This window comes from Robiginitalea myxolifaciens, from assembly GCF_900115205.1.
Taxonomy (GTDB): Bacteria; Bacteroidota; Bacteroidia; order Flavobacteriales; family Flavobacteriaceae; genus Robiginitalea; species Robiginitalea myxolifaciens.
Map to the genome: position 1 here is coordinate 271,561 of NZ_FOYQ01000001.1, position 23,382 is coordinate 294,942.

At 50.5% G+C, this 23,382-nt stretch carries 17 protein-coding genes; 16 read left to right on the forward strand and 1 reads right to left on the reverse strand.

What is annotated here, in order from left to right:
* Nucleotides 1–19: 19 nt before the first annotated feature.
* From BM318_RS01185 to BM318_RS01200, 4 genes are read left to right on the forward strand one after another with little or no spacing between them, the layout of a single operon-like run.
* Nucleotides 20–2,965 carry an amidohydrolase family protein gene (locus BM318_RS01185; protein WP_092980021.1) on the forward strand — a complete coding sequence of 982 codons (2,946 nt, stop codon included), beginning with the start codon at nucleotides 20–22 and terminating at the stop codon, nucleotides 2,963–2,965.
* Nucleotides 2,966–2,991: 26 nt separating this feature from the next.
* A complete protein-coding gene (locus BM318_RS01190) occupies nucleotides 2,992–4,281 on the forward strand; it encodes an amidohydrolase family protein (RefSeq protein ID WP_092982011.1) in 1,290 nt (429 codons plus the stop codon).
* Nucleotides 4,282–4,290: 9 nt separating this feature from the next.
* The gene (locus BM318_RS01195; RefSeq protein ID WP_092980023.1) at nucleotides 4,291–5,094 is read left to right on the forward strand and encodes a TrmH family RNA methyltransferase; all 804 of its coding nucleotides are present in this window, start codon (nucleotides 4,291–4,293) and stop codon (nucleotides 5,092–5,094) included.
* Nucleotides 5,095–5,128: 34 nt separating this feature from the next.
* Nucleotides 5,129–6,361, forward strand: coding sequence for a M48 family metallopeptidase (locus BM318_RS01200; protein WP_092980025.1), 1,233 nt, complete (start codon nucleotides 5,129–5,131; stop codon nucleotides 6,359–6,361).
* A 68-nt stretch (nucleotides 6,362–6,429) separates the two neighbouring features.
* Here the strand turns inward: BM318_RS01200 and katG are convergent, their stop codons facing one another.
* Complete coding sequence (gene katG / locus BM318_RS01205) at nucleotides 6,430–8,676, reverse strand: catalase/peroxidase HPI (protein ID WP_092980027.1); 2,247 nt, start codon at nucleotides 8,674–8,676, stop codon at nucleotides 6,430–6,432.
* 245 nt (nucleotides 8,677–8,921) lie between these two features.
* On the opposite strand from katG, the gene BM318_RS01210 reads away from it, so the two are divergent.
* The 12 genes from BM318_RS01210 to BM318_RS01265 all read left to right on the forward strand — a co-directional run bounded on the left by BM318_RS01210 (nucleotide 8,922) and on the right by BM318_RS01265 (nucleotide 23,360).
* Nucleotides 8,922–10,586: a DUF885 domain-containing protein gene (locus BM318_RS01210; protein WP_218154975.1), complete on the forward strand. Its 1,665-nt coding sequence runs from the start codon at nucleotides 8,922–8,924 to the stop codon at nucleotides 10,584–10,586.
* A gap of 27 nt (nucleotides 10,587–10,613) precedes the next feature.
* Nucleotides 10,614–12,041 (forward strand): M20 family peptidase, encoded by a 1,428-nt coding sequence (locus BM318_RS01215; protein WP_092980028.1) that lies wholly within the window; start codon nucleotides 10,614–10,616, stop codon nucleotides 12,039–12,041.
* Nucleotides 11,992–12,855, forward strand: a complete 864-nt coding sequence (gene modA / locus BM318_RS01220; RefSeq protein ID WP_177218237.1) for a molybdate ABC transporter substrate-binding protein — start codon at nucleotides 11,992–11,994, stop codon at nucleotides 12,853–12,855. The genes BM318_RS01215 and modA overlap by 50 nt, the downstream gene beginning before the upstream one ends.
* A complete protein-coding gene (modB, locus tag BM318_RS01225) occupies nucleotides 12,852–13,523 on the forward strand; it encodes a molybdate ABC transporter permease subunit (RefSeq protein ID WP_092980031.1) in 672 nt (223 codons plus the stop codon). The genes modA and modB overlap by 4 nt, the downstream gene beginning before the upstream one ends.
* Nucleotides 13,520–14,395, forward strand: coding sequence for an ABC transporter ATP-binding protein (locus BM318_RS01230; RefSeq protein ID WP_092980032.1), 876 nt, complete (start codon nucleotides 13,520–13,522; stop codon nucleotides 14,393–14,395). The genes modB and BM318_RS01230 overlap by 4 nt, the downstream gene beginning before the upstream one ends.
* A 4-nt stretch (nucleotides 14,396–14,399) precedes the next feature.
* The gene (locus BM318_RS01235; RefSeq protein WP_092980034.1) at nucleotides 14,400–14,894 is read left to right on the forward strand and encodes a GyrI-like domain-containing protein; all 495 of its coding nucleotides are present in this window, start codon (nucleotides 14,400–14,402) and stop codon (nucleotides 14,892–14,894) included.
* Nucleotides 14,895–14,948: 54 nt separating this feature from the next.
* The gene (locus BM318_RS01240) at nucleotides 14,949–17,156 is read left to right on the forward strand and encodes a RelA/SpoT family protein (RefSeq protein WP_092980035.1); all 2,208 of its coding nucleotides are present in this window, start codon (nucleotides 14,949–14,951) and stop codon (nucleotides 17,154–17,156) included.
* A 65-nt stretch (nucleotides 17,157–17,221) separates the two neighbouring features.
* Nucleotides 17,222–17,674: a Fur family transcriptional regulator gene (locus BM318_RS01245; protein ID WP_092980036.1), complete on the forward strand. Its 453-nt coding sequence runs from the start codon at nucleotides 17,222–17,224 to the stop codon at nucleotides 17,672–17,674.
* A gap of 12 nt (nucleotides 17,675–17,686) precedes the next feature.
* The gene (locus tag BM318_RS01250) at nucleotides 17,687–18,958 is read left to right on the forward strand and encodes an adenylosuccinate synthase (protein ID WP_092980038.1); all 1,272 of its coding nucleotides are present in this window, start codon (nucleotides 17,687–17,689) and stop codon (nucleotides 18,956–18,958) included.
* A 3-nt stretch (nucleotides 18,959–18,961) separates the two neighbouring features.
* Complete coding sequence (locus tag BM318_RS01255; protein WP_394333329.1) at nucleotides 18,962–20,683, forward strand: OstA-like protein; 1,722 nt, start codon at nucleotides 18,962–18,964, stop codon at nucleotides 20,681–20,683.
* Nucleotides 20,684–20,685: 2 nt separating this feature from the next.
* Nucleotides 20,686–21,873, forward strand: a complete 1,188-nt coding sequence (locus BM318_RS01260) for an aspartate aminotransferase family protein (RefSeq protein WP_092980039.1) — start codon at nucleotides 20,686–20,688, stop codon at nucleotides 21,871–21,873.
* An 86-nt stretch (nucleotides 21,874–21,959) separates the two neighbouring features.
* Entirely contained in the window at nucleotides 21,960–23,360 is a 1,401-nt protein-coding gene (locus BM318_RS01265; RefSeq protein ID WP_092980042.1) for a tetratricopeptide repeat protein, read from the forward strand.
* Nucleotides 23,361–23,382: the final 22 nt, after the last annotated feature.

The following is a 23,382-nucleotide window of genomic DNA, read 5'->3' on the forward strand; positions in this document are numbered from 1 at the left end:
CAACTTATACTACGCTCTTATGAAATGGAAATTCTTCCTCCCGGCGATCTTCCTGTCCGGGATGCTCGCCTATGGCCAGGAATACTATCCCAAAAACGATGGGGTTAAGGCCGAAAACGACAATTACACGGCACTGACCGGGGCCACTTTGCATATTGCTCCCGGAGAGGTAATACAGAACGGTACCCTCCTTATTCGCAACGGAGAGGTAGCCCAGGCCGGTGCATCTGTGCGCATTCCGGCAAATGCCGTGGTTTTTGATCTGAAAGGGAAACACATTTACCCCTCTTTTATCGATGTATTCTCGGAATACGGCATCGCCAAGCCCAAGCGCGCCCAGGGTGGTGGACGCTCTGCGGACTACAATCCTTCTCGGGAAGGCTTTTACTGGAACGATCACATACGACCCGAACAAGAGGCAATAAACGCCTATTCCTATGACGATAAAAGTGCAGGTAGCCTGCGCAAATTGGGATTTGGTACCGTCAACAGCCATATCCCGGACGGGGTTGCCCGGGGAACTGGGGTTACCTTAAGTCTGAACAAAGAAGGAAACGAAAATACCCGCGTAATCCAGCAGAACTCGGGACAGTATTTCTCCTTCCAAAAAAGTGTGACTTCCCGGCAATCCTACCCATCTTCCCTTATGGGCGCTATGGCGCTGCTGCGGCAGATGTATTACGACGCCCGGTGGTATGAAGGAGGAAACTCCCCGACTACGGACCGCGCCCTGGAGGCTTTAAACAGCAATAAAGGGTTGGTCCAGTTCTTTGCAGCCGGTGATAACGGAAATGTCCTGCGCGCCGATGGAATCGGCGATAATTTCGGCGTTCAATACATTATCCTTGCAGGAGGAAGGGAATACGAAGATGTTCAGGCTATCAAGGCAACAAATGCAGCCCTGGTGCTCCCACTGGATTTTCCAGCGGCTTTCGACGTCTCCAATCCTTTTGAGGCCGATTTGGTTTCCCTTGAGGATATGCGGCACTGGAACCAGGCACCTTCCAATCCCAAAGTAATGGCCGACAACGGCGTCCGCTTTGCCTTTACTTTACACGGATTAAAAAACAATGCCGAATTTCATAAGCAAATCCGCAAAGCCATTTCCTATGGCCTAAGCGAACAACAAGCTTTGGAAGCCCTGACCACTACCCCGGCTTCACTGCTGGGCCAATCCGATAAAATCGGCAGCCTGCGTCCGGGTCGTCTGGCAAACTTCCTGATCACATCAGGACCCGTATTCTCGGAAAGCAGCACGCTGTATGAGAACTGGGTACGCGGCCAGCGCCATATCCTTTCCGATATGGACCAGAAGGATATCCGGGGCACCTATTCGCTTAGAGCCGGTAGCCAGTCCTTCACCATGGAATTATCCGGAAAGGCAGCTGCCCCAAAACTCAAAATTTCCAAAGACACGACAGAACTCAAAGGAAAACTCAGCTATAAAGGCGATTGGATCGACCTGAGTTTTACCGACGGGGAAGATCGCTATCGCATGACCGGAAGGGTTAGCGGTACCTCAGATAATATTCAAGGGCCCGGAGTTTTGCCGAACGGACGGGAAACCCGGTTTACAGCCCGAAAGACCGCAGCTTATGACGCCGAAAAAGAAGAAGCGAAAAAATCGGAAGACAAGCCTACGGTGATGCCGGTTATGTATCCCAATGTGGGCTATGGTTTTGAAACCATGCCAACAGCTTCGGATATCTTATTCCGCAATGCCACTGTTTGGACCTCAGAAGATGCCGGCATCCTGGAAAATACCGATGTACTGGTCCGCGATGGAAAAATCGCGCGAATTGGGCAGGACCTGAATGCCGGACGAGCGCAGGTGATTGACGCTACAGGAAAACACCTCACAGCGGGAATCATCGATGAACACAGCCATATTGCAGCGCTCGCCATTAACGAAGGCGGGCACAACAGTTCGGCAGAGGTAAAAATGACCGACGTTATTGATCCGCGAGACATGGATATTTACAGGAATCTTGCCGGGGGCGTAACCACCATACAATTGCTCCATGGCTCTGCCAACCCCATTGGGGGGCGCTCGGCCATCCTGAGACTCAGATGGGGTAATCCGGCCTCCGGACTCATTTTCGAAGACATGCCCAAGTTTATCAAATTCGCCCTGGGTGAAAATGTGAAACAAAGCAACTGGGGAAGCCGCAGCCGTTTTCCACAGACGCGGATGGGGGTTGAACAGGTCTTCATCAACTATTTCCAACGGGCTAAGGAATACCAGGCTCAGAAAGCTTCGGGCAACGCTTACCGCTACGATGAGGAGATGGAAGTTCTGGCGGAGATTCTCAATGGTGAGCGCTTTATTAGCTGTCACTCCTATGTTCAGAGCGAGATAAATATGCTCATGAAGGTCGCCGAACAGATGGGCTTCCGCGTAAACACCTTTACGCATATCCTGGAAGGGTATAAGGTAGCCGATAAGATGGCCGAACATGGCGTAGGCGGATCTACCTTCAGCGACTGGTGGGCCTATAAATACGAGGTAAAAGATGCCATCCCTTACAATGCTGCAATCATGCATAACGCCGGGGTTACGGTTGCTATCAATAGTGATGACGCTGAAATGTCACGGCGTTTAAACCAGGAGGCTGCGAAAACGGTGAAGTATGGTGGAATGAGCGAAGCAGATGCCTGGAAGACGGTTACGATTAATCCTGCAAAACTCTTGCATCTGGATGATCGCGTAGGAAGTATCAAGGAAGGCAAAGATGCCGACCTGGTACTTTGGAATAACAACCCGTTATCGGTTTATGCCCGGGCGGAAAAGACCTATATCCAGGGGGTTGCCTATTTCGATATGGAACGCGACCAGCAACTGCGCGAGCGGGTTGCCAACGAGCGGAACACGCTGATCCAGATGATGCTGGACGACAAAGATGGCGGCAAGAAAAGAATGCCTGCCAATAACCGAAAAGAACGCATGCATTGCGATAGCGAATAATAGCTGTAACCAGGAAAATGAAAATCATGAAAAATTTTAGCAAGATATTTTTTGGAATTGCCCTGCTTGCAGGTTGGACGCTTAGTGCTCAACAAACTCCGGCAGGTCCTCAGAGCGAAACCATTTCCATTACCGGAGCAACGCTTCATATTGGAAATGGGGAAGTAATTGAAAACGGAACTGTTGTATTCAGTGACGGTAAAATAACGGCAATAGGAAGCGATGTAGCTGCCAGCGGACGAGTTATTGAAGCTGATGGTAAACATGTATACCCAGGGTTCATAGCCCCGGCCAAATCGCTTGGACTGATCGAAATAAATGCTGTTCGGGCGACCGACGACCAGGACGAAATCGGAGCCATGATTCCGCATATCCGAAGCCTGATTGCCTACAATGCAGAATCACAGGTAGTCGAAAGCATGCGGCCCAACGGTATCCTCTTAGGGCAAACCACCCCGCAAGGGGGAACTATCAGCGGTACCTCATCCATTGTACAGTTCGATGCCTGGAACTGGGAAGATGCTGCGGTAAAAACCGACGATGGCATCCACCTGCACTGGCCGCGATCCTTTCGCCGCGGACGCTGGTGGCTTGGGGAGCCAAGAGGCTTGCGATTCAATAAGGACTATACCAAAGAAACAGCAGATGTCCTGGACTTTGTACGAAATTCCAAAGCCTATGGGGCGGGGGAAAATGCGCCGATAAATCCGGCTTTTGCTGCAATGCAGGGGCTTTTTGACGGCTCAAAAACGCTCTACATTTACGCCAATACCGAACGGGAAATTATCGATGGCGTCGGCGCTTTGAAGGAAGCTGGTATCGCCAAAATTGTACTGGTAGGCGGTTACCAGGCCAAGGAAGTTGCCGCCTTCCTGAAAGAAGAGAACATCCCAGTTCTGGTGCAGGAACCCCATGCCTTACCGGCTATGGATGATGACAATTACGATTATACCTATCAGCTGCCTAAAGATTTAGTAGATGCCGGGCTACTGGTCGGTTTGCAAAATGAAGGCATGAGCAACTTCCAAACCCGAAATCTGCCCTTCTACGCCGGGCACGTTGCCGGAATGGGTCTCGACCGGGAAGAAGCGTTAAAATTGATCACTGGAAATACCGCCAAAATACTCGGGATAGACGATAACTACGGAACTCTGGAAACCGGAAAAAGTGCCACCTTGTTTATCAGTGCCGGGGATGCCCTGGATATGCGCACCAATCAATTGAGCCACGCCTTTATCGATGGGCGCGAAATCTCTCTGGAAACCCACCAGACTGAGCTTTGGCAACGCTACAGCAATAAGTATTCCGGCGAGTGAGGTTAGACTTTGACTAATATCAAACATATCAGCAGTCTCCAGAATCCGGAGGTCCGGCAGCTGGAGCACTGGAATAGAAAATCCCGGGACCGAAGGAAATCGGGCCGCTTTTTACTGGAAGGAGTACGGGAATTGGGGTTGGCTTTAGCTGGCGGATATACGGTTGCACACCTTTATTTCTGTCCGGATATCATCGATTTGGCCGAGCTGAACGCTATGTTTCCCAATTTGGATTGTCCGCGAACGAGTCTGAGCCAGGAGGTTTACCGCCACCTGGCTTTTCGCGGTAAAACCGAAGGGGTATTGGCTGTGCTACACGTTAAGTCCCATGAGCTCGACGACTTAAAATTCGATTCTGAGAACCCCTTGATTCTTATTGCAGAATCCCCTGAAAAACCCGGAAACGTCGGGGCCCTTCTAAGGACTGCGGATGCCGCCGGGGTCGATGCAGTGATCATCGCTGACCTCCTGGGGGATTTATACAATCCAAATACCATACGATCCAGCGTAGGCTGCCTATTTACCGTACCCATAGCCACAGCTTCAACCTCAGCAACCATAAACTGGTTAAAATCCAAGAACATACAGCTGTTTGCAGCGAGCCTGGAAGGAGCAAAGGATTACCACGATGTCGATTTCGGCAACGCCTGCGCAATTGCCGTGGGCACAGAAGCTACCGGATTGACGACCCCCTGGACTGAAGCGGCTGATTCGGCCATTGTAATACCCATGCGGGGAGCTATAGATTCGCTCAATGTATCGGTAGCTGCGGCTGTTTTGATATTCGAAGCGCGCCGGCAGCGCAGCTTGTAAATTTTGGCTATTTTACTCCACTAAAATCCATCCATTGACCGAAACCACCCTCTTCCCCCTGCTTCTGACTATTCTCGTGCTGGATTACGTGACCGACCTTATCCTGGACTATTTAAATGCGCGGAAATTTACTGCCCCTCCCCCAGCTGAACTCAGCGACTTATATAGTGAAGAAGAATATGAGCGTTCCCAACGATACAAGTTGGTTAATTACCGTTTTGGCCTGGTTTCTTCGACTTTTTCCCTGCTTTTGTTGCTTGGCTTTTTGGTGTTTGGTGGATTTCAGTGGATGGATTTGCTGGTTCGTCAGTGGAGTCCGGATCCGATGATGCAATTGTTTTTCTTTTTTGGTTTGCTGTATTTCGGTAATGATTTGTTCAGCCTTCCATTTAAAATTTACGGAACATTCGGGATCGAAGCCCGTTTCGGATTCAACCGGACCACTCCCGGATTATTCCTGGCCGACCTGCTCAAAGGCTGGGTACTGGCAGCCCTTATCGGGGCTTTGCTTTTGGGCGCAATCTATTGGTTCTACACCTGGGCAGGTCCCTCCTTTTGGTTATACGCCTGGGCACTGATAACAGCGTTCAGCATACTGGCTAATTTATTTTACAGCAGGCTGATTGTTCCTTTATTCAACCGACAGCGACCTCTTGAAGACGGTTCGCTTCGCAAACGCATTGAGGAGTATGCTGAGCGCGTTGGTTTTGGTCTGAAGCAGATCTTTGTTATTGACGGCTCTAAGAGGTCTACAAAAGCGAATGCTTATTTTTCGGGCTTCGGAAGTCAAAAAAGAATTGCTTTGTTCGACACGCTGTTGGAGGATCTTGACGAAAACGAAGTCGTTGCTGTGCTGGCTCATGAAGTAGGGCATTACAAGCGAAACCATATCATCATTAATCTGGTTGTTTCCGTAATCCTTACCGGAATTACCCTTTTTGTACTCTCCTTGTTTCTGAACCGCCCTGAATTAGCTGGTGCACTCGGAGTTAGCCAGGTGAGCTTCCATGCCTCCCTGCTGGCCTTTGGTTTGTTGTACAGTCCGATTTCTACCCTGACCTCCCTTTTTGGGAATTATCTCTCCCGCAAGTTTGAATTTCAGGCCGATGATTATGCCCGTAAAACCTATGGAGGGCAGCCTCTGGTTTCCTCCCTGAAGAAGCTTTCCAGAAATCACCTCAGCAACCTTACGCCTCATCCGGCCTACGTTTTTGCACACTATTCACATCCACCGTTGATTCAACGGATACGAAACCTCTCTAAATAAAAAAGCGGCCTAAGGGCCGCTTTTTCGTTCCGGAACCTATTGGAGTTCCAGGCTAATTCAATAAAAGATTAGAATCGATCCAGGTTCATAACCTTGGTCCAGGCCTGAACAAAGTCCGAGGCAAATTTCTCCCGTGCATCATCTGCAGCGTAAACCTCCGCAATGGCCCGCAATTCAGAATTCGAACCGAAAATAAGGTCGGCGCGGGTAGCGGTCCATTTCACGGCACCATCTCCGCGATCTCGTCCTTCGAAGACTTCCTGATCGTCATCGGTTGCTTTCCAAACCGTTCCCATATCGAGGAGATTTACGAAGTAGTCATTCGTCAGTGCTCCTGGCTTGTCCGTAAGGATTCCGTGAGCCGAGCCATCAAAGTTGGCATTCAGGGCACGCATTCCTCCGACAAGTGCTGTCATTTCCGGCGCGGTAAGGGTCAGCAATTGTGCCTTGTCTACAAGGAGTGATTCCGTGCTGGCGGTTGATTTGCCTGCCTTATAGTTGCGGAACCCATCGGCGATAGGCCGCAAGTGCTCGAATGATTCGGCATCCGTCATTTCCGCGTCGGCATCCATGCGTCCGGGTGTAAATGGTACATCCATGTCAAAACCCGCATCTTTCGCTGCTGCTTCTACTGCAGCCGCTCCAGCCAGTACAATCAAATCGGCCATGGAAATTTTCTTTCCTCCCTGGGCAGCGCTATTAAAATTACTTTGAATAGCCGTCAGGGTGTCGAGAACCTTAGCCAACTCCTTGGGATTATTCGCTTCCCAGGCTACCTGAGGCTCCAGACGAATACGTCCGCCATTGGCTCCCCCACGGAAGTCAGATCCGCGGAAGGTGGAAGCCGAAGCCCAGGCTGCGCGGATAAACGCTGCGCGATCCATTCCGGTGGCCAGGATTTCCTTCTTAAGGTTGGCAATATCTGCTTCACTAACGAGTTCATGGTCTACTGCAGGGATTGGGTCCTGCCAGATCAGGTCTTCTGCAGGTACTTCTGCCCCTAAGTATCGCGCTTTTGGACCCATATCCCGGTGGGTAAGTTTAAACCAGGCTTTTTGGTAGGCCTCTTTGAATTCCTCCGGGTTTTCCAGGAAACGGCGGGAAATTTTTTCGTAGGCCGGATCCATACGCAGCGAAATATCAGTAACCAACATGAACGGATCGTTCATTTTGCCTTCGATATGTGCATCCGGCACTGTTCCAGCCCCGGCACCATCTTTAGGCTTATACTGCCAGGCCCCTGCAGGGCTCTTGGTGAGTTCCCATTCATAGCCGAACAGGTTCTCCAGATATTTGTGGCTCCATTTTATTGGCGTATCCGTCCAGGCACCTTCCAGACCACTGGTAATGGTATCGGCGCCGACTCCGGATTTATAGTTGCTCTTCCAACCCATTCCCATCATTTCGATGGTGGCTCCCGCAGGTTCAGCTTCCAGCCAATCGGTATCCTTGGCCGCTCCGTGGGTCTTTCCAAAGGTGTGTCCACCGGCGATCAGCGCAACGGTTTCTTCATCGTTCATGGCCATACGTCCGAAAGTCTCGCGGATGTAGTGAGCTGCTTCCACCGGATCGGGATTTGCGTTATGTCCTTCCGGGTTTACGTAGATGAGTCCCATGTGGGCTGCACCCATTTGACGCTCAAGGCTTCCGTCTTCATCGTAGCGGGCATCGTTATCGAGCCAGCCTGTTTCAGATCCCCAGTAAATATCTTCTTCTGGTTGCCAGATGTCTTCCCGTCCCCCAGCGAATCCATACATAGGCAGTCCCATGGATTCATGAGCTACATTTCCAGTAAGGATCAAAAGGTCGGCCCAGGAAATCTTTTTTCCGTATTTCTTTTTGATCGGCCATAAAAGCATGCGGGCTTTATCCAGGTTGGCATTGTCCGGCCAGCTGTTGAGGGGTGCGAAACGCTGGGCTCCCGTTCCTCCGCCTCCGCGTCCATCCGCAATTCGGTAGGTTCCTGCGGCGTGCCAGGCCATACGAATAAAGAAAGGTCCGTAATGCCCGTAGTCTGCAGGCCACCAATCTTTGGAATCCGTCATCAGGTCTCGCAGATCCTGTTTTAGTGCTTCCAGGTCTAAGCTTTTAAAGGCTTCGGCATAATTGAAATCCGGATCCATCGGGTCGGCCTTCTCGGAATGCTGACGCAGGATATTCAAGTTCAGGGCATTGGGCCACCAATCGCGATTGGTAGTCCCTCCCCCGGCAGCATTGTTCAATTGGCCATTTAAGAAAGGGCAATTGGCTGCATTGGAATCATTGACATCCCAGGCTTGGCCATTGGATGCATGTGGGTTGTTGTTCTCAGACATTTGTTCGATGATTTTAGGTATGTGTTAGAAAATCCCGACTTCAAAAACCGATGTCAGGATCCTTTTATTCTTGTGTACGCTACGGGAATAATGCGTCTGCAAATGCTGCTGATCGCCACACCCGTTTAGGTTCTTTCAAAATTAACATAATTGAATCTTATTGTATTCAAAATACCATAGGTTTTACTTATACATCTTAGGTAAAAACTATTTACGGGAATTAGCGTTTTTGTATCTTTTCCGGGATGAAAACAAATCGCTTCTTTTCCCTGTGTTTTGTGCTACTGTTAGGGCAGTCTTTGCAGGCGCAAACAAATGATTCCGGCAACCCACAGTCCAACCCCTCCCTGAGCGCACTCTTCGCGGAGTGGCGGGCATTTGAAACGCCTCCCATGCGGGAGGGTGCCCCCGATTACACGGTAGGGGGAAGGCAGGCCCGGTGGGGAACATTTCTGGAACTCGAAGATAACCTGGAAGCTTTGGATACCGTGGGTTGGCCTGTTGCCGACCAGGTAGATTGGATGCTTGTGCGGGCGGAAATGAACGGCTATCGCTTCAATGACAAAATCCTGCAACCCTGGAAGCGGGATCCCGCTTTCTACAAATCCCTATGGCTTTCGCGAAGTGATGTCCCGGATCACGAAGGGCCTACCCACCATCGGATAACGGAACTCTGGCAATACCAATTCCCCCTGGACACCGACAGTCGAAGTCGGTTTATATCCGATTTACAAGTGATCCCTGCAATAAACAAGCAGGCCCGGGAAAACCTTACTGGCAATGCACGGGAACTCTGGATCGCCGGTATTCGGGATATCGAGACCCAACTGATCGATCTTCTGGATATCGGAAAATTGCCCGGCGTACAAGAAGACAAGGAATTATTGAAGATTATCGTTGACGCGGTAGAAAGCACTACGGAACTGATAGAATGGCTCCGGTCGGAAGCCCCTAAAAAAACAGGTCCCTCGGGAATTGGCAAAGAAGCCTATACCTGGTACCTGCAAAATGTCCACCTGGTTCCCCTAACCTGGGAGGACGAGGTGATGCTCCTGAAGCGGGAGCTGGCCCGATCCTGGAGCTCCCTGAAACTGGAAGAGCACCGAAACCGCGACTTACCGGTTCTCGAAGCAGCTGCTTCCCCTGAGGAGTACGATCAGCGGGCCGATGCCGCCGCGCGCAATTTGATCGACTTCCTGGATCAGCAAGAAATTGTAACGGTGGCCCCGTATTTTGAACCCGCGCTCAGGGAACACCTGGGGGCCTTCGTGCCCGAAGCCACCCGAAATTTCTTTTGGATTGCCACGCATTACGATCCCCGACCGCTCTATTCCCATTTTTATCATTGGTTTGAACTGGCTCGTATGGATACAGAACCGAACAGCCGCGAAGTGCGCAGGGGTCCGTTGCGCTACAATATTTTTGATTCCAGGAATGAAGGGGTCGCCACTGCGGTCGAAGAAACTTTCATGCAGGCTGGATTATATGATAATCAGCCCCGATCCCGGGAAATTGTCTACATCATGATTTCCCAACGTGCTGCCAGAGGCTTAGGCAGTCTTTATGCGCACGCCAATTTAATGACCATGGAAGAAGCCGGTGGGATTCATTCCGAATATACCCCCCGCGGTTGGATGAAAACCGAACCCGAATTACTCCGGTTCGAACAACACCTCTACATGCGGCAGCCCGGGTACGGCACCAGCTACATTACCGGGAAATACCTTTTTGAGCAGACAATGATGGAGGTAGCGCGGCTGATGGAGTCTCAGGATCGTCCTTTTAACCTGCAGGCTTACATGGATCAACTCAATAAAATCGGGAATATTCCTATCGCCCTTTCCCAGTGGGAAATGACGGGAATTAGACCTACATTTAGTACCGCTCCGTTTCCGGAAACTCGTCAATAGTCAAAAACTTCAGAAGCCTAATCCGATATGAAAAGAATCTTGCGAATCTTGCTATTACTCATAATCGCTGTGATAGCTATTGTCCTGTTTAATACCCTTACGATGAATTCCCAGCAGGTCGAGGCAGAACCGCTGGCCATGCCCGAGATTAGCGATTCGGCATATTACCGACTGGCGGGTGCCCTTACCTATAAGACCATCTCCTTTAATGAAGATACCCCTCCTGATTCTGCGGCGTTCTTTGGGTTACACCGGTTTCTGGCAAAGAGTTTCCCCCGGGTACACCAGGAAATGGAACTCACAAAAATCAGCACCTACAGTTTGCTCTACAAATGGCAAGGGAGCGATACTTCGCTAAAACCTGTTATCCTGATGTCGCACCAGGATGTTGTTCCGGTAGACGAACCTACACTCGCCGATTGGGAAGCCGGTCCCTTTGAAGGAGTCATGACCGATACCCATATCCTCGGTCGTGGGGCCATGGACGACAAGAGTACCCTGGTCGCCGGTTTGGAAAGTGCAGAAATGCTCCTTGCCGAAGGCTTCCGACCGCAACGAACGATTTACTTTGCCTTTGGGCATGACGAGGAAATCGGCGGGCACAATGGGGCGAATGAAATTGCAAAATACCTGAAAAACCAAGGCGTTGAGGCATTGGTTACCCTCGATGAAGGTGGAAATTTAGCCGACGGTCTGGTCCCTGGAATCGAAGGATCGGTTGCGCTGGTAAACCTGGCCGAGAAAGGATATGTGAGCTATAAACTCAGGGTCGAAACTGCCGGAGGGCATAGCTCAATGCCTCCCAGTGAAAATACCGTGGGTATCCTGGCCAAAGCCATCGTAGATCTGGAAGAAAACCAATTGCCATACAAAATGGTTTCCCCCCTACCGCAAATGCTTGAGGCCCTGGGCCCGGAATTGCCATTTACCCAACGAATGGCTGTCGCGAATCCCTGGCTCTTCGGTCCCTTTATCCTGGAAACCGTTAATGCGCATACCACTACTGCCCCGACGATCATATCGGGCGGGGTCAAGGATAATGTTATTCCAACGGTAGCTGAGGCCACGGTCAACTTCCGCATACTCCCAGGCGAAAGTATCGAGACCGTTGCCGCGCATATCCGGGAAACAGTACATGACACCATCCAAATTGAACCGCTTGGTTTCAAGACCAATCCTTCCCGGATTTCTTCCGTGGAATCCAAGGGGTACACCACGCTGCAAACGACCATCCGCGGACTCTTCGGCGATGTCCCTGTGATACCGGGACTGGTGGGCGGAGGTACAGATGCCCGCTACTTTTACGATGTCTCCGAAGATGTCTACCGCTTCTATCCCATGCGGATAAACAAGGATAACATCGGAGGATTTCACGGTATTGATGAAAAAATTTCCAAGGCAAATTATGCGGAGATTATCGGATTTACCTACCATTTTATTCGCAACATCCAGTAAACCTCAGGTGCAGTTAACGGGTCCTATCAAGAAAGGTTCTTACGCCGGCTATATGCTTGTATTGACCACCCTTTTCGCCTTGTTGGGATGCCGGAACGATCAAAATCCGCAACGCATTCGCATTGCCGTAGCAGCGAATATGCGGGAACCCCTGGAGGAGATTGCGGGTAAATATGCCGCCGCAGGGGGATTGCCGCCCCAATTGATTTCAGGGTCCTCTGGGAAACTGGTGGCCCAAATCCGGGAAGGCGCACCTTACGACATTCTGGTATCTGCCGACACCACTTATCCCAATACGCTTTATCGGGAGCGATTGATATCGAAACCCCCTAAAATCTATGCGCAGGGGCAACTGATCCTTTGGAGTATGAACCCGGAAATACCGGCCGATCTGAAACGCCTCCAGGATCCCGATTTCGGACCCATCGCCATAGCGAATCCCCGAATGGCACCTTACGGAAGGGCTGCCCTGGAGGTTCTTAAGGGTTTGGATTCCGGACGGGTGAACCAACGGGAATTGGTAACCGGGGAGAACATTTCCCAGGTAAACCAATTTATCGCCAGCCAAAGTGTTGTAGCAGGATTTACAGCCTTATCTACGGTACGTTCTCCAAGGTTATCAGAAAAGGGTAGTCATATCCTGGTGGGACAGGAGCTTTACACGCCAATAGCTCAGTCGGCATGCCTTCTCGAAAATTCAAAAGAAGTACGGGAAGAAGCTGAAAAATTTTTCGCCTATCTTTTTTCAAAGGATGCTCGCGAAATTCTGGAAGAATATGGCTATGTTGTGCCGGATCAAATGCCTTACCCATGAATTGGGAGCCCTTATTGCTCACCTTAAAGCTCGCGCTGACGACCACGTTGGTGCTGCTCCTGGTTTCCCTGCCCCTTGCAGCCTGGCTCTCAAAAAGTCGGAGTCCGCTTAAATCTGTAGTGGATACCCTGGTAAGTATGCCTCTGGTTTTACCACCGACCGTTATCGGCTTTTACTTTCTGATTGCCTTTAGCCCCTCAAATGCCTTTGGTCAATGGCTGGACGAACACCTGGGGATTCAACTTGTTTTTTCCTTTCCCGGGTTGGTATTGGCCTCAGTACTTTACAGCCTCCCCTTTATGGTCCACCCTATTCAGGCCGGATTGAGAAGTCTGCCTCCTTCCCTTGCTGAAGCCTCCTATATCCTGGGTAAAGACCGGCTGACCACGTTTTTCCGGGTATTACTCCCCAATATCAGACCTGCACTATTCACGGGCCTGGTATTATCATTCGCGCACACTGTAGGGGAATTCGGGGTCGTTTTGATGATCGGGGGCAGTATTCCGGGGGTGAGCCGGGTCGCTTCCATTGCCATTTACGAGGAAGTGGAAACAATGAACTATGCCGCTGCGCACACGTATTCCCTGATCCTTTTCGGGCTTTCCTTTGCCATATTGCTTAGTGTAAACCTGATCAATGGTGGAATCCTTAAAAGGTATTGGAGATGATGCACGTTCAACTGAACAAATCCCTCCATGGACCTGAGGGCGATTTTGAGCTCGCCGTGGACTTGCAGTTGGAATCCGGAACCTTCCTCGGGATACACGGGGCTTCAGGGGCCGGAAAAACTTCGCTGCTTCGAATGATTGCCGGGCTAATGCCTCCTGATTCCGGCAGGTTGGAAATCAATGGAGTCCCTTGGCTGGAAACTTCAGGGAAAGCAATGCCGCCTCAAAAAAGGAATGTCGGCTTCCTATTCCAGGATTACGCCTTATTCCCGCATTTAACCGTATTGGGCAATCTGGAATTCGCTGCCAATTCACCCTCAGACAAGGATCGCATCCCTGAATTACTGAGAACCATGGAGTTGGAAAAATTACAACACAGTATGCCCGGCGTCCTTTCCGGAGGACAGCAACAGCGGGTGGCCCTGGCAAGGGCCCTGGTCCGGCAACCCCGGATACTCCTCCTGGATGAACCGCTATCCGCCCTGGATGCCCCAATCCGGAGGCGACTGCAGGACTATCTGGGTAAAATTCACCGGGAATATAGGACCACGACCATAATGGTAAGCCATGATCCCTCCGAATTACATCGTCTGGCGGATCGCGTGGTCGAACTCAGGGCTGGCAAAATAGTCGAGGATCGGGCACTGGATCAGGGCTCCGGAGAAATCCCCCTACCCAAAGCCGCACTGAAGGCAAGCGGACGTATCCTGGAAATCGAATTAGAGGGCAAGGAGGTGCTGCTGCGAATCGATACCGGAGCGCAGACCATTAGGATCAGCCTACCGGCAACTGAGGCCAAATCCCTGAAACCAGGACAAAACATTACCTTCCAGGCTTCCATTGACACCATTAAAATCCTGAATAATCCCTGAATTTATGCCCAATGATCCACTAACCCCAGAGATCAGAACACTTCCGCAAACCCTATTGGTCGGACATTACCTGGAAATGAACGTGTTGTCCGATAGAACCCGTGAACTTTGGATGGGTTTTGGCCCGCAGATCAAGCAAATAGCTCATCGAGCCAACCCAAACCGGTATTCCCTGGAAGTCTATCCGGATCCGGACTATTTCAATGATTTTGACCCGAATAAAAAATTTCAGAAATGGGCGGCTGTAGCCGTTACCCGTGCCGAAGATCTGCCGGTTGGAATCGAAGTGCTGGACCTGACAGAAGGGCAGTATGCGGTTTTCACGTACAGGCAAAGGATGGCCCCTCCACAGGAATTTTACCGACGTATTTATATGGAGTGGCTGCCCCAATCAGGCCTTAAACTGGCACATCGGCCGCACATAGCCATTATGGGCCCGGAGTACGACCCTACGGATCCGGATTCCGACGAAACGCTTTGGATTCCAGTCCAGGCGTGAGGGGCACGCTTTTTGTTGTTGGTATAGGGGATTTATCCTATTTTTAAATCACTTATGCCTGCTCAAACCCTCATAGAACGCGAGAATAAGGAGATTGCCAAGCAATACAAGGAACTACTGCGTATCAGTTACCAGACCCTTACCCCTGAGGACAAGAAACTGATTCGGCAGGCCTTTGATGTGGCGGTAGATGCTCATAAGGACCAGCGGAGAAAATCTGGGGAGGCCTATATTTTCCATCCTATAGCTGTCGCCAAGATCGTGGCTTCAGAAATTGGCCTGGACGCCGTATCCATTGCCGCCGCCCTCCTGCACGATGTCGTCGAAGACACGCCGTATACGCTCGATGATATCGAGCAGATGTTCGGGGAAACGGTTGCCCGTATAGTAGATGGGCTTACCAAGATCGCCCACCTGAAAAAGGACACCAATATCTCGCAACAAGCGGAGAATTTCCGCAAGATGTTGCTCACCCTTAATGATGATGTTCGGGTAATCATCATTAAGATTGCCGATCGGTATCACAACCTGCTTACCATGGATTCCATGCCAGAGCACAAGCAGGTCAAAATAGCCTCGGAAACCCTCTACATCTATGCCCCCCTGGCCCACCGAATCGGGCTGTACAACATTAAGACCGAACTCGAGGATTTAAGCCTGAAGTACACCGAACCTGAAGTATATCGGGATATCCTGGGCAAGATCGAAGACAGTAAGGAAGATCAGGAGCGCTACATTGCCGACTTTAGCTCCGTAATTCAGGAATCCCTGGACAAGGAAAAGCTGAATTATGTAATTAAAGGCCGATCCAAATCTATCTTTTCCATCCGCAGGAAAATGCAGGCTCAGAATGTGAGCTTTGACGAGATCTACGACAAGTTTGCCATCCGGATCATCTACAAATCAGATCGGAAAAACGAGAAGTTCCTGGCGTGGAAAATCTATTCCATAGTTACGGACCACTTTACACCAAATCCCGTACGGCTCCGGGATTGGATCTCCTCCCCGAAGAGTACCGGATATGAGGCGCTTCACATTACTGTTATGGGGCCCAAAGGCCGGTGGGTCGAGGTACAGATTCGGTCCGATCGCATGCATGAAATTGCCGAAAAAGGCTATGCGGCCCACTTTAAGTACAAGCATGGCGAGCAGAAGGAACAAGGCATTGAAATCTGGTTGAACCGCCTGCAGGATGCCCTGGAAAATCCCAATGGGAATGCCGTGGATTTTGTGGAGGAATTTAAACTCAACCTCTATTCCAAGGAGATCTTTGTATTTACTCCCGACGGGGATTTGAAATCCCTGCCTAAAGGAGCTACCCCATTGGATTTTGCATTCCATATCCACACCGAGGTGGGTATGCATACCCGCGGGGCCAAGGTCAATGGGAAATTAGTCCCCTTGAATACTGAACTGCGCAGTGGGGACCAGGTAGAAATAATTACTTCAGATTCTGCGAAACCCAATCAAAACTGGTTGGATTATGCGGCTACAGGCAGGGCGCGATCCAAGATTCGCTCTTCGCTGCGTGAGGAGAAGAAAGAAGTGGCCATGGATGGGAAAGAGGTCCTGAGAAGGAAACTGAAATCCCTGAAGGTAAACCTGAACGAAGATGCGATCAACAAGGCTGTAGCCTACTTTAAGCTGCAAACCAGCCTGGATTTATTCTATCGGGTTGGCAATGGCACTATTGACAACCAGCAAATCCGGGATTTTGCTTCCTCCTACAACAATGCCTTTATCAGTTTCTTCAAGAACAAGATTCGCCGGTCGCCTGCACCCGAAAATATCGACAGGGAGGAGATCACCTCCAAGTTCGATATGCTCGTTTTTGGCAAGGAGGAAGAACGCTTAAGCTATAAGCTGTCCAAATGCTGCAACCCGATTCCCGGGGATGAAGTGTTTGGTTTTGTAAGTGTGAACGAAGGCATCAAGGTGCACAAGAAGAATTGTCCCAACGCTATTTCGCTGCAATCGAATTACGCCTATCGGATTATCCCTGCCAAATGGATCGATTCTACCCAGGAGGAATTCACCGCGGAAATCAAAATGAGCGGAATCGATAATATTGGACTGATCAATGACATTACCGATCTGATCTCAGATGAGATGCACGTAAACATGCGACGTATCAATTTCAATACAGAAGGCGGGACGTTTAACGGGGAGATTACAGTAGTGGTCAAAAACAACTCCACCCTGAAAAAACTCATGAACAACCTGAGGAAGATCAGCGGGATCGATAAGGTGGCCCGTAAATAATATTTCCGTACCCGAATTCCTAAATAATAACCGTATTTTTACCCCCGGAACTTCTGCCAATTATTATGGGTAATAAAGACCAGGAAATCGTCAAAAATGTCTTTACCTCTTACCTCGAAGAGAAAGGACACCGTAAAACGCCGGAACGCTACGCCATTCTTCGTGAGATCTACGAAAGCGACGACCATTTCGACATTGAGTCGTTGTATATCAAAATGAAGAATAAAAATTACCGGGTGAGCCGGGCAACGCTTTACAACACAATCGAACTCCTGCTGGAATGTAAATTGGTGCGCCGTCACCAATTCGGAACAAACCAGGCACAGTATGAGAAATCCTATTTCGACAGGCAGCACGATCACGTTATTCTGACGGATACCGGCGAGGTGGTCGAATTCTGCGACCCGCGTATTCAGTCTATCAAGAAGACCATCGAAGAAGTTTTCGATATAAAAATTAACAATCATTCCCTCTATTTCTACGGTACTCGAAACCAGAATGAGGAAACCGCAAATTAATCCGAGCTATTTATGAGCGTAGATCTCTTACTCGGCCTCCAGTGGGGGGACGAGGGCAAAGGAAAAATCGTCGATGTTTTAACCAAAGGCTATGATATCATCGCCCGCTTCCAGGGGGGACCCAATGCCGGGCATACCCTGGAGTTCGATGGGATCAAGCACGTCTTACATACCATTCCCTCTGGAATCTTTCACCCCAATGCTGTCAATGTTGTCGGTAACGGGGTGGTTATCGATCCGGTAATCTTCCGGAAGGAGATGGAGAAGCTCGGAGACTTTCCAATTGATCCGTATAAAAATTTGCTCATTTCGCGCAAAGCGCACCTGATCTTACCGACCCACCGCTTGCTGGATGCGGCCTCAGAAGCCGCCAAGGGGAAGGCCAAAATCGGCAGCACCCTCAAGGGAATCGGCCCCACCTATATGGACAAGACCGGGCGTAACGGGCTTCGAGTCGGCGACCTGGAATTGCCCGATTGGAAAGAACGCTATCGCGCCCTGGCCGACAAGCACGAGAAAATGATCGCGTTCTATGATGTCGATATCCAATACGACCTCAAAGAATTAGAAGCCGAATTTCTAACAGCTGTTGAAGATTTGCGCAAGATTACGTTCATCGATAGCGAACAATACCTCTTTGACGCCCTGGATTCCGGAAAGAAAATCCTGGCCGAAGGGGCCCAGGGATCCCTGCTGGACATCGATTTCGGGACGTATCCCTATGTTACCTCCTCCAATACCACGGCTGCCGGAGCCTGTACCGGATTGGGCATAGCCCCTGGGACCGTTGGAGATGTATTCGGAATTTTCAAAGCCTATACCACCCGGGTGGGCAGTGGCCCCTTCCCTACCGAACTTTTTGACCAGGATGGGGAGACCATGGGTCGGGTTGGCAACGAATTCGGAGCTACCACCGGCCGTCCGCGGCGTTGTGGCTGGCTCGACCTGGTTGCGCTGAAATATGCCGTACGGGTCAACGGAGTTACCCGACTAATGATGATGAAAGCCGATGTATTAAGTGGTTTTGACACCATAAAGGTCTGTACGGGTTACCACTACAAGGGAAAGCAAATTCAACACCTGCCCTACACGCTTGAGGCAGAGCACCTGACCCCGATCTACAAGGAGATGCCGGGTTGGAAGGAGGATCTGACCAAGATGAGCAAGGCGGAGGAACTCCCCGCTAACCTCCTCGCATACATCACCTATCTCGAGGAGCAGCTCGATACCCCTATTGGTATTGTAAGTGTTGGACCAGACCGGACCCAGACGATTCACCGATAAATCATCCCTTTGAAACCCTTTGCCTCCTTTCTGGTTTTTATCCTGGCAGGCATAGTGCTGTGCGAAACCCTGCAGGCACAAGATGGTACTGCTTCTGGCCAGAACTCCGATCAGGAGCAGGCAGGGAGTAAAAAAATCAATATTGTTTACGGGGGGAATTTCACCAAGGACGAAAACCTGCGTCCCGGAGCTTCTATATTCAGTAGGGATTCCCGCCAAGTACAGTTCGAGCATCAGGGGGCGGACCTTTGGTGCGATTACGCGCTGCTTTACCAGAAGGAGAACCGGCTGGAGGCTATTGGAAATGTACGCCTGGTCCAGGGGGATTCGGTTACCATGACCAGCGGTTACGTTGAGTACGACGGAGACCTCAAACTGGCAAAATCCTACCAAAAGGTAGTCCTTCGCAATCAGAATAGCACCCTAACCACTGACACCCTCTTCCTGGATCGCGAAAAGCAGGAAGCATATTACCAGCACCAGGGCAAGATCGTGGATTCTGCCAACACGCTTACGAGTCGGGTTGGAAGATACTTCATGACTACCAAGAAATATCAATTCCAGGATTCCGTCCGTATTGTCAACCCGGAATATGTCATGGAGTCGACCCGCCTGGACTACTATACCCTTTCGAAAAACGCGTACATGTACGGGCCCACCCTAATTACGGGTGACTCCTACACCATGTACTTTGAACGCGGGTACTATGACACCAATATAGAGCAGGGATACGGGATCAAAAACACCGAAATCCACTACAACAATCGGATTATCGAAGGCGATAGCGTTTACTTTGACAAGGCCACGGAATTTGCTTCGGCCACCAACAACATCACGGTAACGGACACCCTGAACAACGGGGTAATCCGTGCCCATTATGCCGAAGTCCATAAGGCTCAGGATTCGGTTTTCGCGACCCGCCGGGCGCTTTCCATTAGCCTGGTGGAACAGGACTCCCTATATATGCATGGTGACACCCTGATGGTAACGGGAAAACCTGAAGCCAGGATTCTGCGGGCATTTCGCGATGCGCGTTTTTATAAGACAGATCTCAGCGGAAAAGCGGATTCCATCCATTTTGAACAGGCAACCGGGATTACCCAGCTCATTAAACGGCCGGTGATGTGGAATCTTGAAAATCAGATGACCGGGGACAGTATTTACCTTCTCAGTGACATGGAAACCGAGAAACTCGATTCCCTGAAGGTCATTGGCAACGCCTTTATAATCTCTGAGGACACGACCGGGTATCGTGGCTATAACCAGGCCAAGGGCAAGGACCTCTTTGGAAAATTCAGGGAAAACGAACTCCGCCTGGTGGATCTGGTAGGGAACACAGAGGTCGTCTACTTTATGTACACGGACGACCAGGAACTATTCGGTATTAACAAGATCGCCTGTAGTAAGATTCGCTTACTCCTTGAGCAGAGCGATATTGATCAGATCACCTATATCACCCAACCCGACGGGACCATTTACCCGGAGGCTGAATTACCCGAGGAACAACGCGTACTGGAAGGTTTCATTTGGCGGGGGGATGAACGTATTCGCTCGGTGGATGACCTGTTTGGGGAGGACGACAATAACATCGTGCTTCCCGAAATCCGGGGACTTACCGAGTCCATTGACCGGGATGCCGAACCCGAGGAGGAGCCAAATGATCCCGTTAAAGGTAAGGCCACCCCGGCCCCTCAATTGATGAAACGCGGCGGAAACAACGAGTAGTGATGAATCCTGATTTCCGGAAATATCAGGCACAAACAGGGCCCTATCCCATGGGCCTGGAGGTAGATCGCGCTGACGGTTCTTATATCTATGACAAACAGGGTAAGGCCTACCTGGATTTTGTCGCAGGGGTATCGGCCTGTACCCTCGGGCACTGCCACCCCAAAGTAGTTGAAGCAATACAGGAACAAAGCTCCCGCTATATGCACGTAATGGTCTATGGCGAATTTGTGCTGGAACCCGCCCTGGATTTATGCCGCCGACTGGCTGCGCTTTTGCCTGACCCTTTGGATAGCACCTACCTGGTAAATTCGGGTACGGAGGCCATGGAAGGCGCCCTGAAGCTGGCAAGGCGCGTAACGGGACGTAAAGAGATCCTCGCTGCCAAGGATGCCTATCACGGCAACACCCTTGGGAGTTTGAGCCTTATGAGCATGGAGGAGCGCATGGAACCCTTCCGACCCCTGTTGCCGGGCGTTGACTACATTGCATTCAACGATTTCGATGCATTGGAACGCATTGGAGCGGAAACAGCCGCCGTAGTCCTGGAAACCATCCAGGGGGGTGCTGGTTTTATCGAACCCACTGCCGGCTACCTCAAGGCAGTCCGCGATCGATGCGATGCTGTCGGGGCCCTATTGATACTCGATGAAATTCAACCGGGATTCGGACGCACCGGAAAACTATTTGCTTTTGAGCACTACGGTATTGTTCCCGACGTCCTGGTGATGGGAAAAGGCATGGCCTCAGGACTACCGGTAGGAGCGTTTACTGCCAGTCACGAGCACATGCGGCAGCTCAGTGAAAATCCAAGTCTGGGACATATCACCACTTTCGGAGGCAATCCCGTAATTGCAGCCGCAGCCCGTGCTACACTTGAAGCGTTATACGCAGAGAAGCTCATCGAACAAACCCTTGAAAAGGAGGCCCTATTCCGGGAATTGCTGGTTCATGATACGATACAAGAAGTACGGGGCAGGGGCCTGATGCTTGCCCTCATGCTTCCGGATCCTGCAACCACCAACTACCTCGTCACTGAAACGCTCAAGCGAGGACTGATCCTCTTCTGGTTACTCTTTGAACCCCGCGCGGTACGCCTTACACCTCCCCTGACCATAAGCAAAAAGGAGATACGAGAGGGCTGCAGCATTATCCTGGAGTTACTCGACAATTACCGCCCTGTTAACTAATTTGTTGATAAGTACCCCCTGAAATCCCCATTCTCGTCCACTTAAAAAAATACTTTTAAGTCCATACGGAATCCAAACCAGTACGTATGGCGTTAGATCCGAACGAACAACCCGGACCCCCTATAGCGAAATTTGAATCCATGCTCAAGACCGACGACGTCTATTTCTTTGACGCCGAGGATTTTGAGGAAATTATCCACCACTACCTTAACAACGGGAGAATCTCCCTGGCCAAAAAGGCTATTCGCATGGGGCTGCAGCAGCACCCTGATGCATTGGAATTGAGGCTTTTAGAAGTGGAGGTTCTGGTCTTCGAGAACCATCTGGACCAGGCTCAGCTCATTCTGGATCAACTGCAGCAAATCAACAGCAGGAATCAGGAAATTTGTATCCAACAAGCTAATATCTGTTCCAAAAAGGATCAGCATGACCTGGCAATCGACTGGTTAAAACGCGCTCTGGAGCTCGAACCCGATGATCCGGATGTCCACTCGCTACTGGGAATGGAATACCTTTTCCTCGATGCCTATAGCGAGGCCCAACAGTGTTTTATGCGCTGTGTGGCCGAAGACCCAGAAGATTACGCCTCGCTTTACAACGTGGTCTACTGTTTTGAATTCCGGGAGGATTTCCGGGGTGGGATCCGCTTTTTAAATGCCTACCTAGAAACGAATCCTTATTGCCAGGTAGCCTGGCATCAGCTCGGGAAACTCTATAAGGAACTGGACATGCTTAAAGAAGCCCTCGGTGCTTTTGAATTTGCTGTAATCTCAGATGATTCCTTTATCGGGGCCTATTTCGAAAAAGGCCGGGTTCTGGAAAAACTGGGAAGGCTCGAGGAGGCTATCGAAAACTACCAGGCAACCATGGACCTGGACGACCCAACCTCTCACGCCTATCTGCGCATGGGACGTTGTTTCGAAAAATTAGGCGATGATGAGCAGGCCCAGGCTTACTACTACCGAACCGTTCACGACGATCCGCTTCTCGATAAGGGCTGGCTGGCGATCACTGAATTTTATCTCAGGCGTGAGCTGTATGAGAAAGCATTAGAGTTCGTTAACAAAGCCATTCATATCGACGGAGAAAATGCCGATTACTGGGCACGGTGCGGAAAGATACACCTGGCAACCGGAAACCTTGACGAGGCCGATTACGCATATAGTCAGGCGGTACGCCTGGAGGATTACAGCCTCGGAACCTGGAGTTCCTGGTGCGAAGTCCTTTGGCAGGCAAAAGAGTATCAGGCACTTTACGAGGTCCTTAAGCAGGCCATTAAATTTCATCCCAAAACCGGGGAATTCAGATACCGGCTCGCGGGAATCAGTTTTTTACTGGGGAAGGAGAAAAAAGCCCGTACACAGCTCAAGCACGCCATTAATATGCTTCCGGAAGCCTACCCGCAGTTCCAGGAGGATTTCCCGGAATTCCCGCATTGGGTTCCTATCGAAAAAGCATCGGACCAACCCGGGAAAGCTTCGGAATAAAAGCAGTATTTTTGCGTTTTAC

Excerpts from the sequence above, each read along its gene's own strand:
- BM318_RS01230 (WP_092980032.1), top strand. The coding sequence starts at position 13,520 with ATGATGCACGTTCAACTGAACAAATCCCTCCATGGACCTGAGGGCGAT.
- modA (WP_177218237.1), top strand. The coding sequence starts at position 11,992 with ATGCGGAGATTATCGGATTTACCTACCATTTTATTCGCAACATCCAGT.
- BM318_RS01245 (WP_092980036.1), top strand. The coding sequence starts at position 17,222 with ATGGGTAATAAAGACCAGGAAATCGTCAAAAATGTCTTTACCTCTTAC.
- BM318_RS01265 (WP_092980042.1), top strand. The coding sequence starts at position 21,960 with ATGGCGTTAGATCCGAACGAACAACCCGGACCCCCTATAGCGAAATTT.
- BM318_RS01210 (WP_218154975.1), top strand. The coding sequence starts at position 8,922 with ATGAAAACAAATCGCTTCTTTTCCCTGTGTTTTGTGCTACTGTTAGGG.
- katG (WP_092980027.1), bottom strand. The coding sequence starts at position 8,676 with ATGTCTGAGAACAACAACCCACATGCATCCAATGGCCAAGCCTGGGAT.
- BM318_RS01185 (WP_092980021.1), top strand. The coding sequence starts at position 20 with ATGAAATGGAAATTCTTCCTCCCGGCGATCTTCCTGTCCGGGATGCTC.
- BM318_RS01240 (WP_092980035.1), top strand. The coding sequence starts at position 14,949 with ATGCCTGCTCAAACCCTCATAGAACGCGAGAATAAGGAGATTGCCAAG.
- BM318_RS01250 (WP_092980038.1), top strand. The coding sequence starts at position 17,687 with ATGAGCGTAGATCTCTTACTCGGCCTCCAGTGGGGGGACGAGGGCAAA.
- BM318_RS01190 (WP_092982011.1), top strand. The coding sequence starts at position 2,992 with ATGAAAAATTTTAGCAAGATATTTTTTGGAATTGCCCTGCTTGCAGGT.
- modB (WP_092980031.1), top strand. The coding sequence starts at position 12,852 with ATGAATTGGGAGCCCTTATTGCTCACCTTAAAGCTCGCGCTGACGACC.
- BM318_RS01260 (WP_092980039.1), top strand. The coding sequence starts at position 20,686 with ATGAATCCTGATTTCCGGAAATATCAGGCACAAACAGGGCCCTATCCC.
- BM318_RS01235 (WP_092980034.1), top strand. The coding sequence starts at position 14,400 with ATGCCCAATGATCCACTAACCCCAGAGATCAGAACACTTCCGCAAACC.
- BM318_RS01215 (WP_092980028.1), top strand. The coding sequence starts at position 10,614 with ATGAAAAGAATCTTGCGAATCTTGCTATTACTCATAATCGCTGTGATA.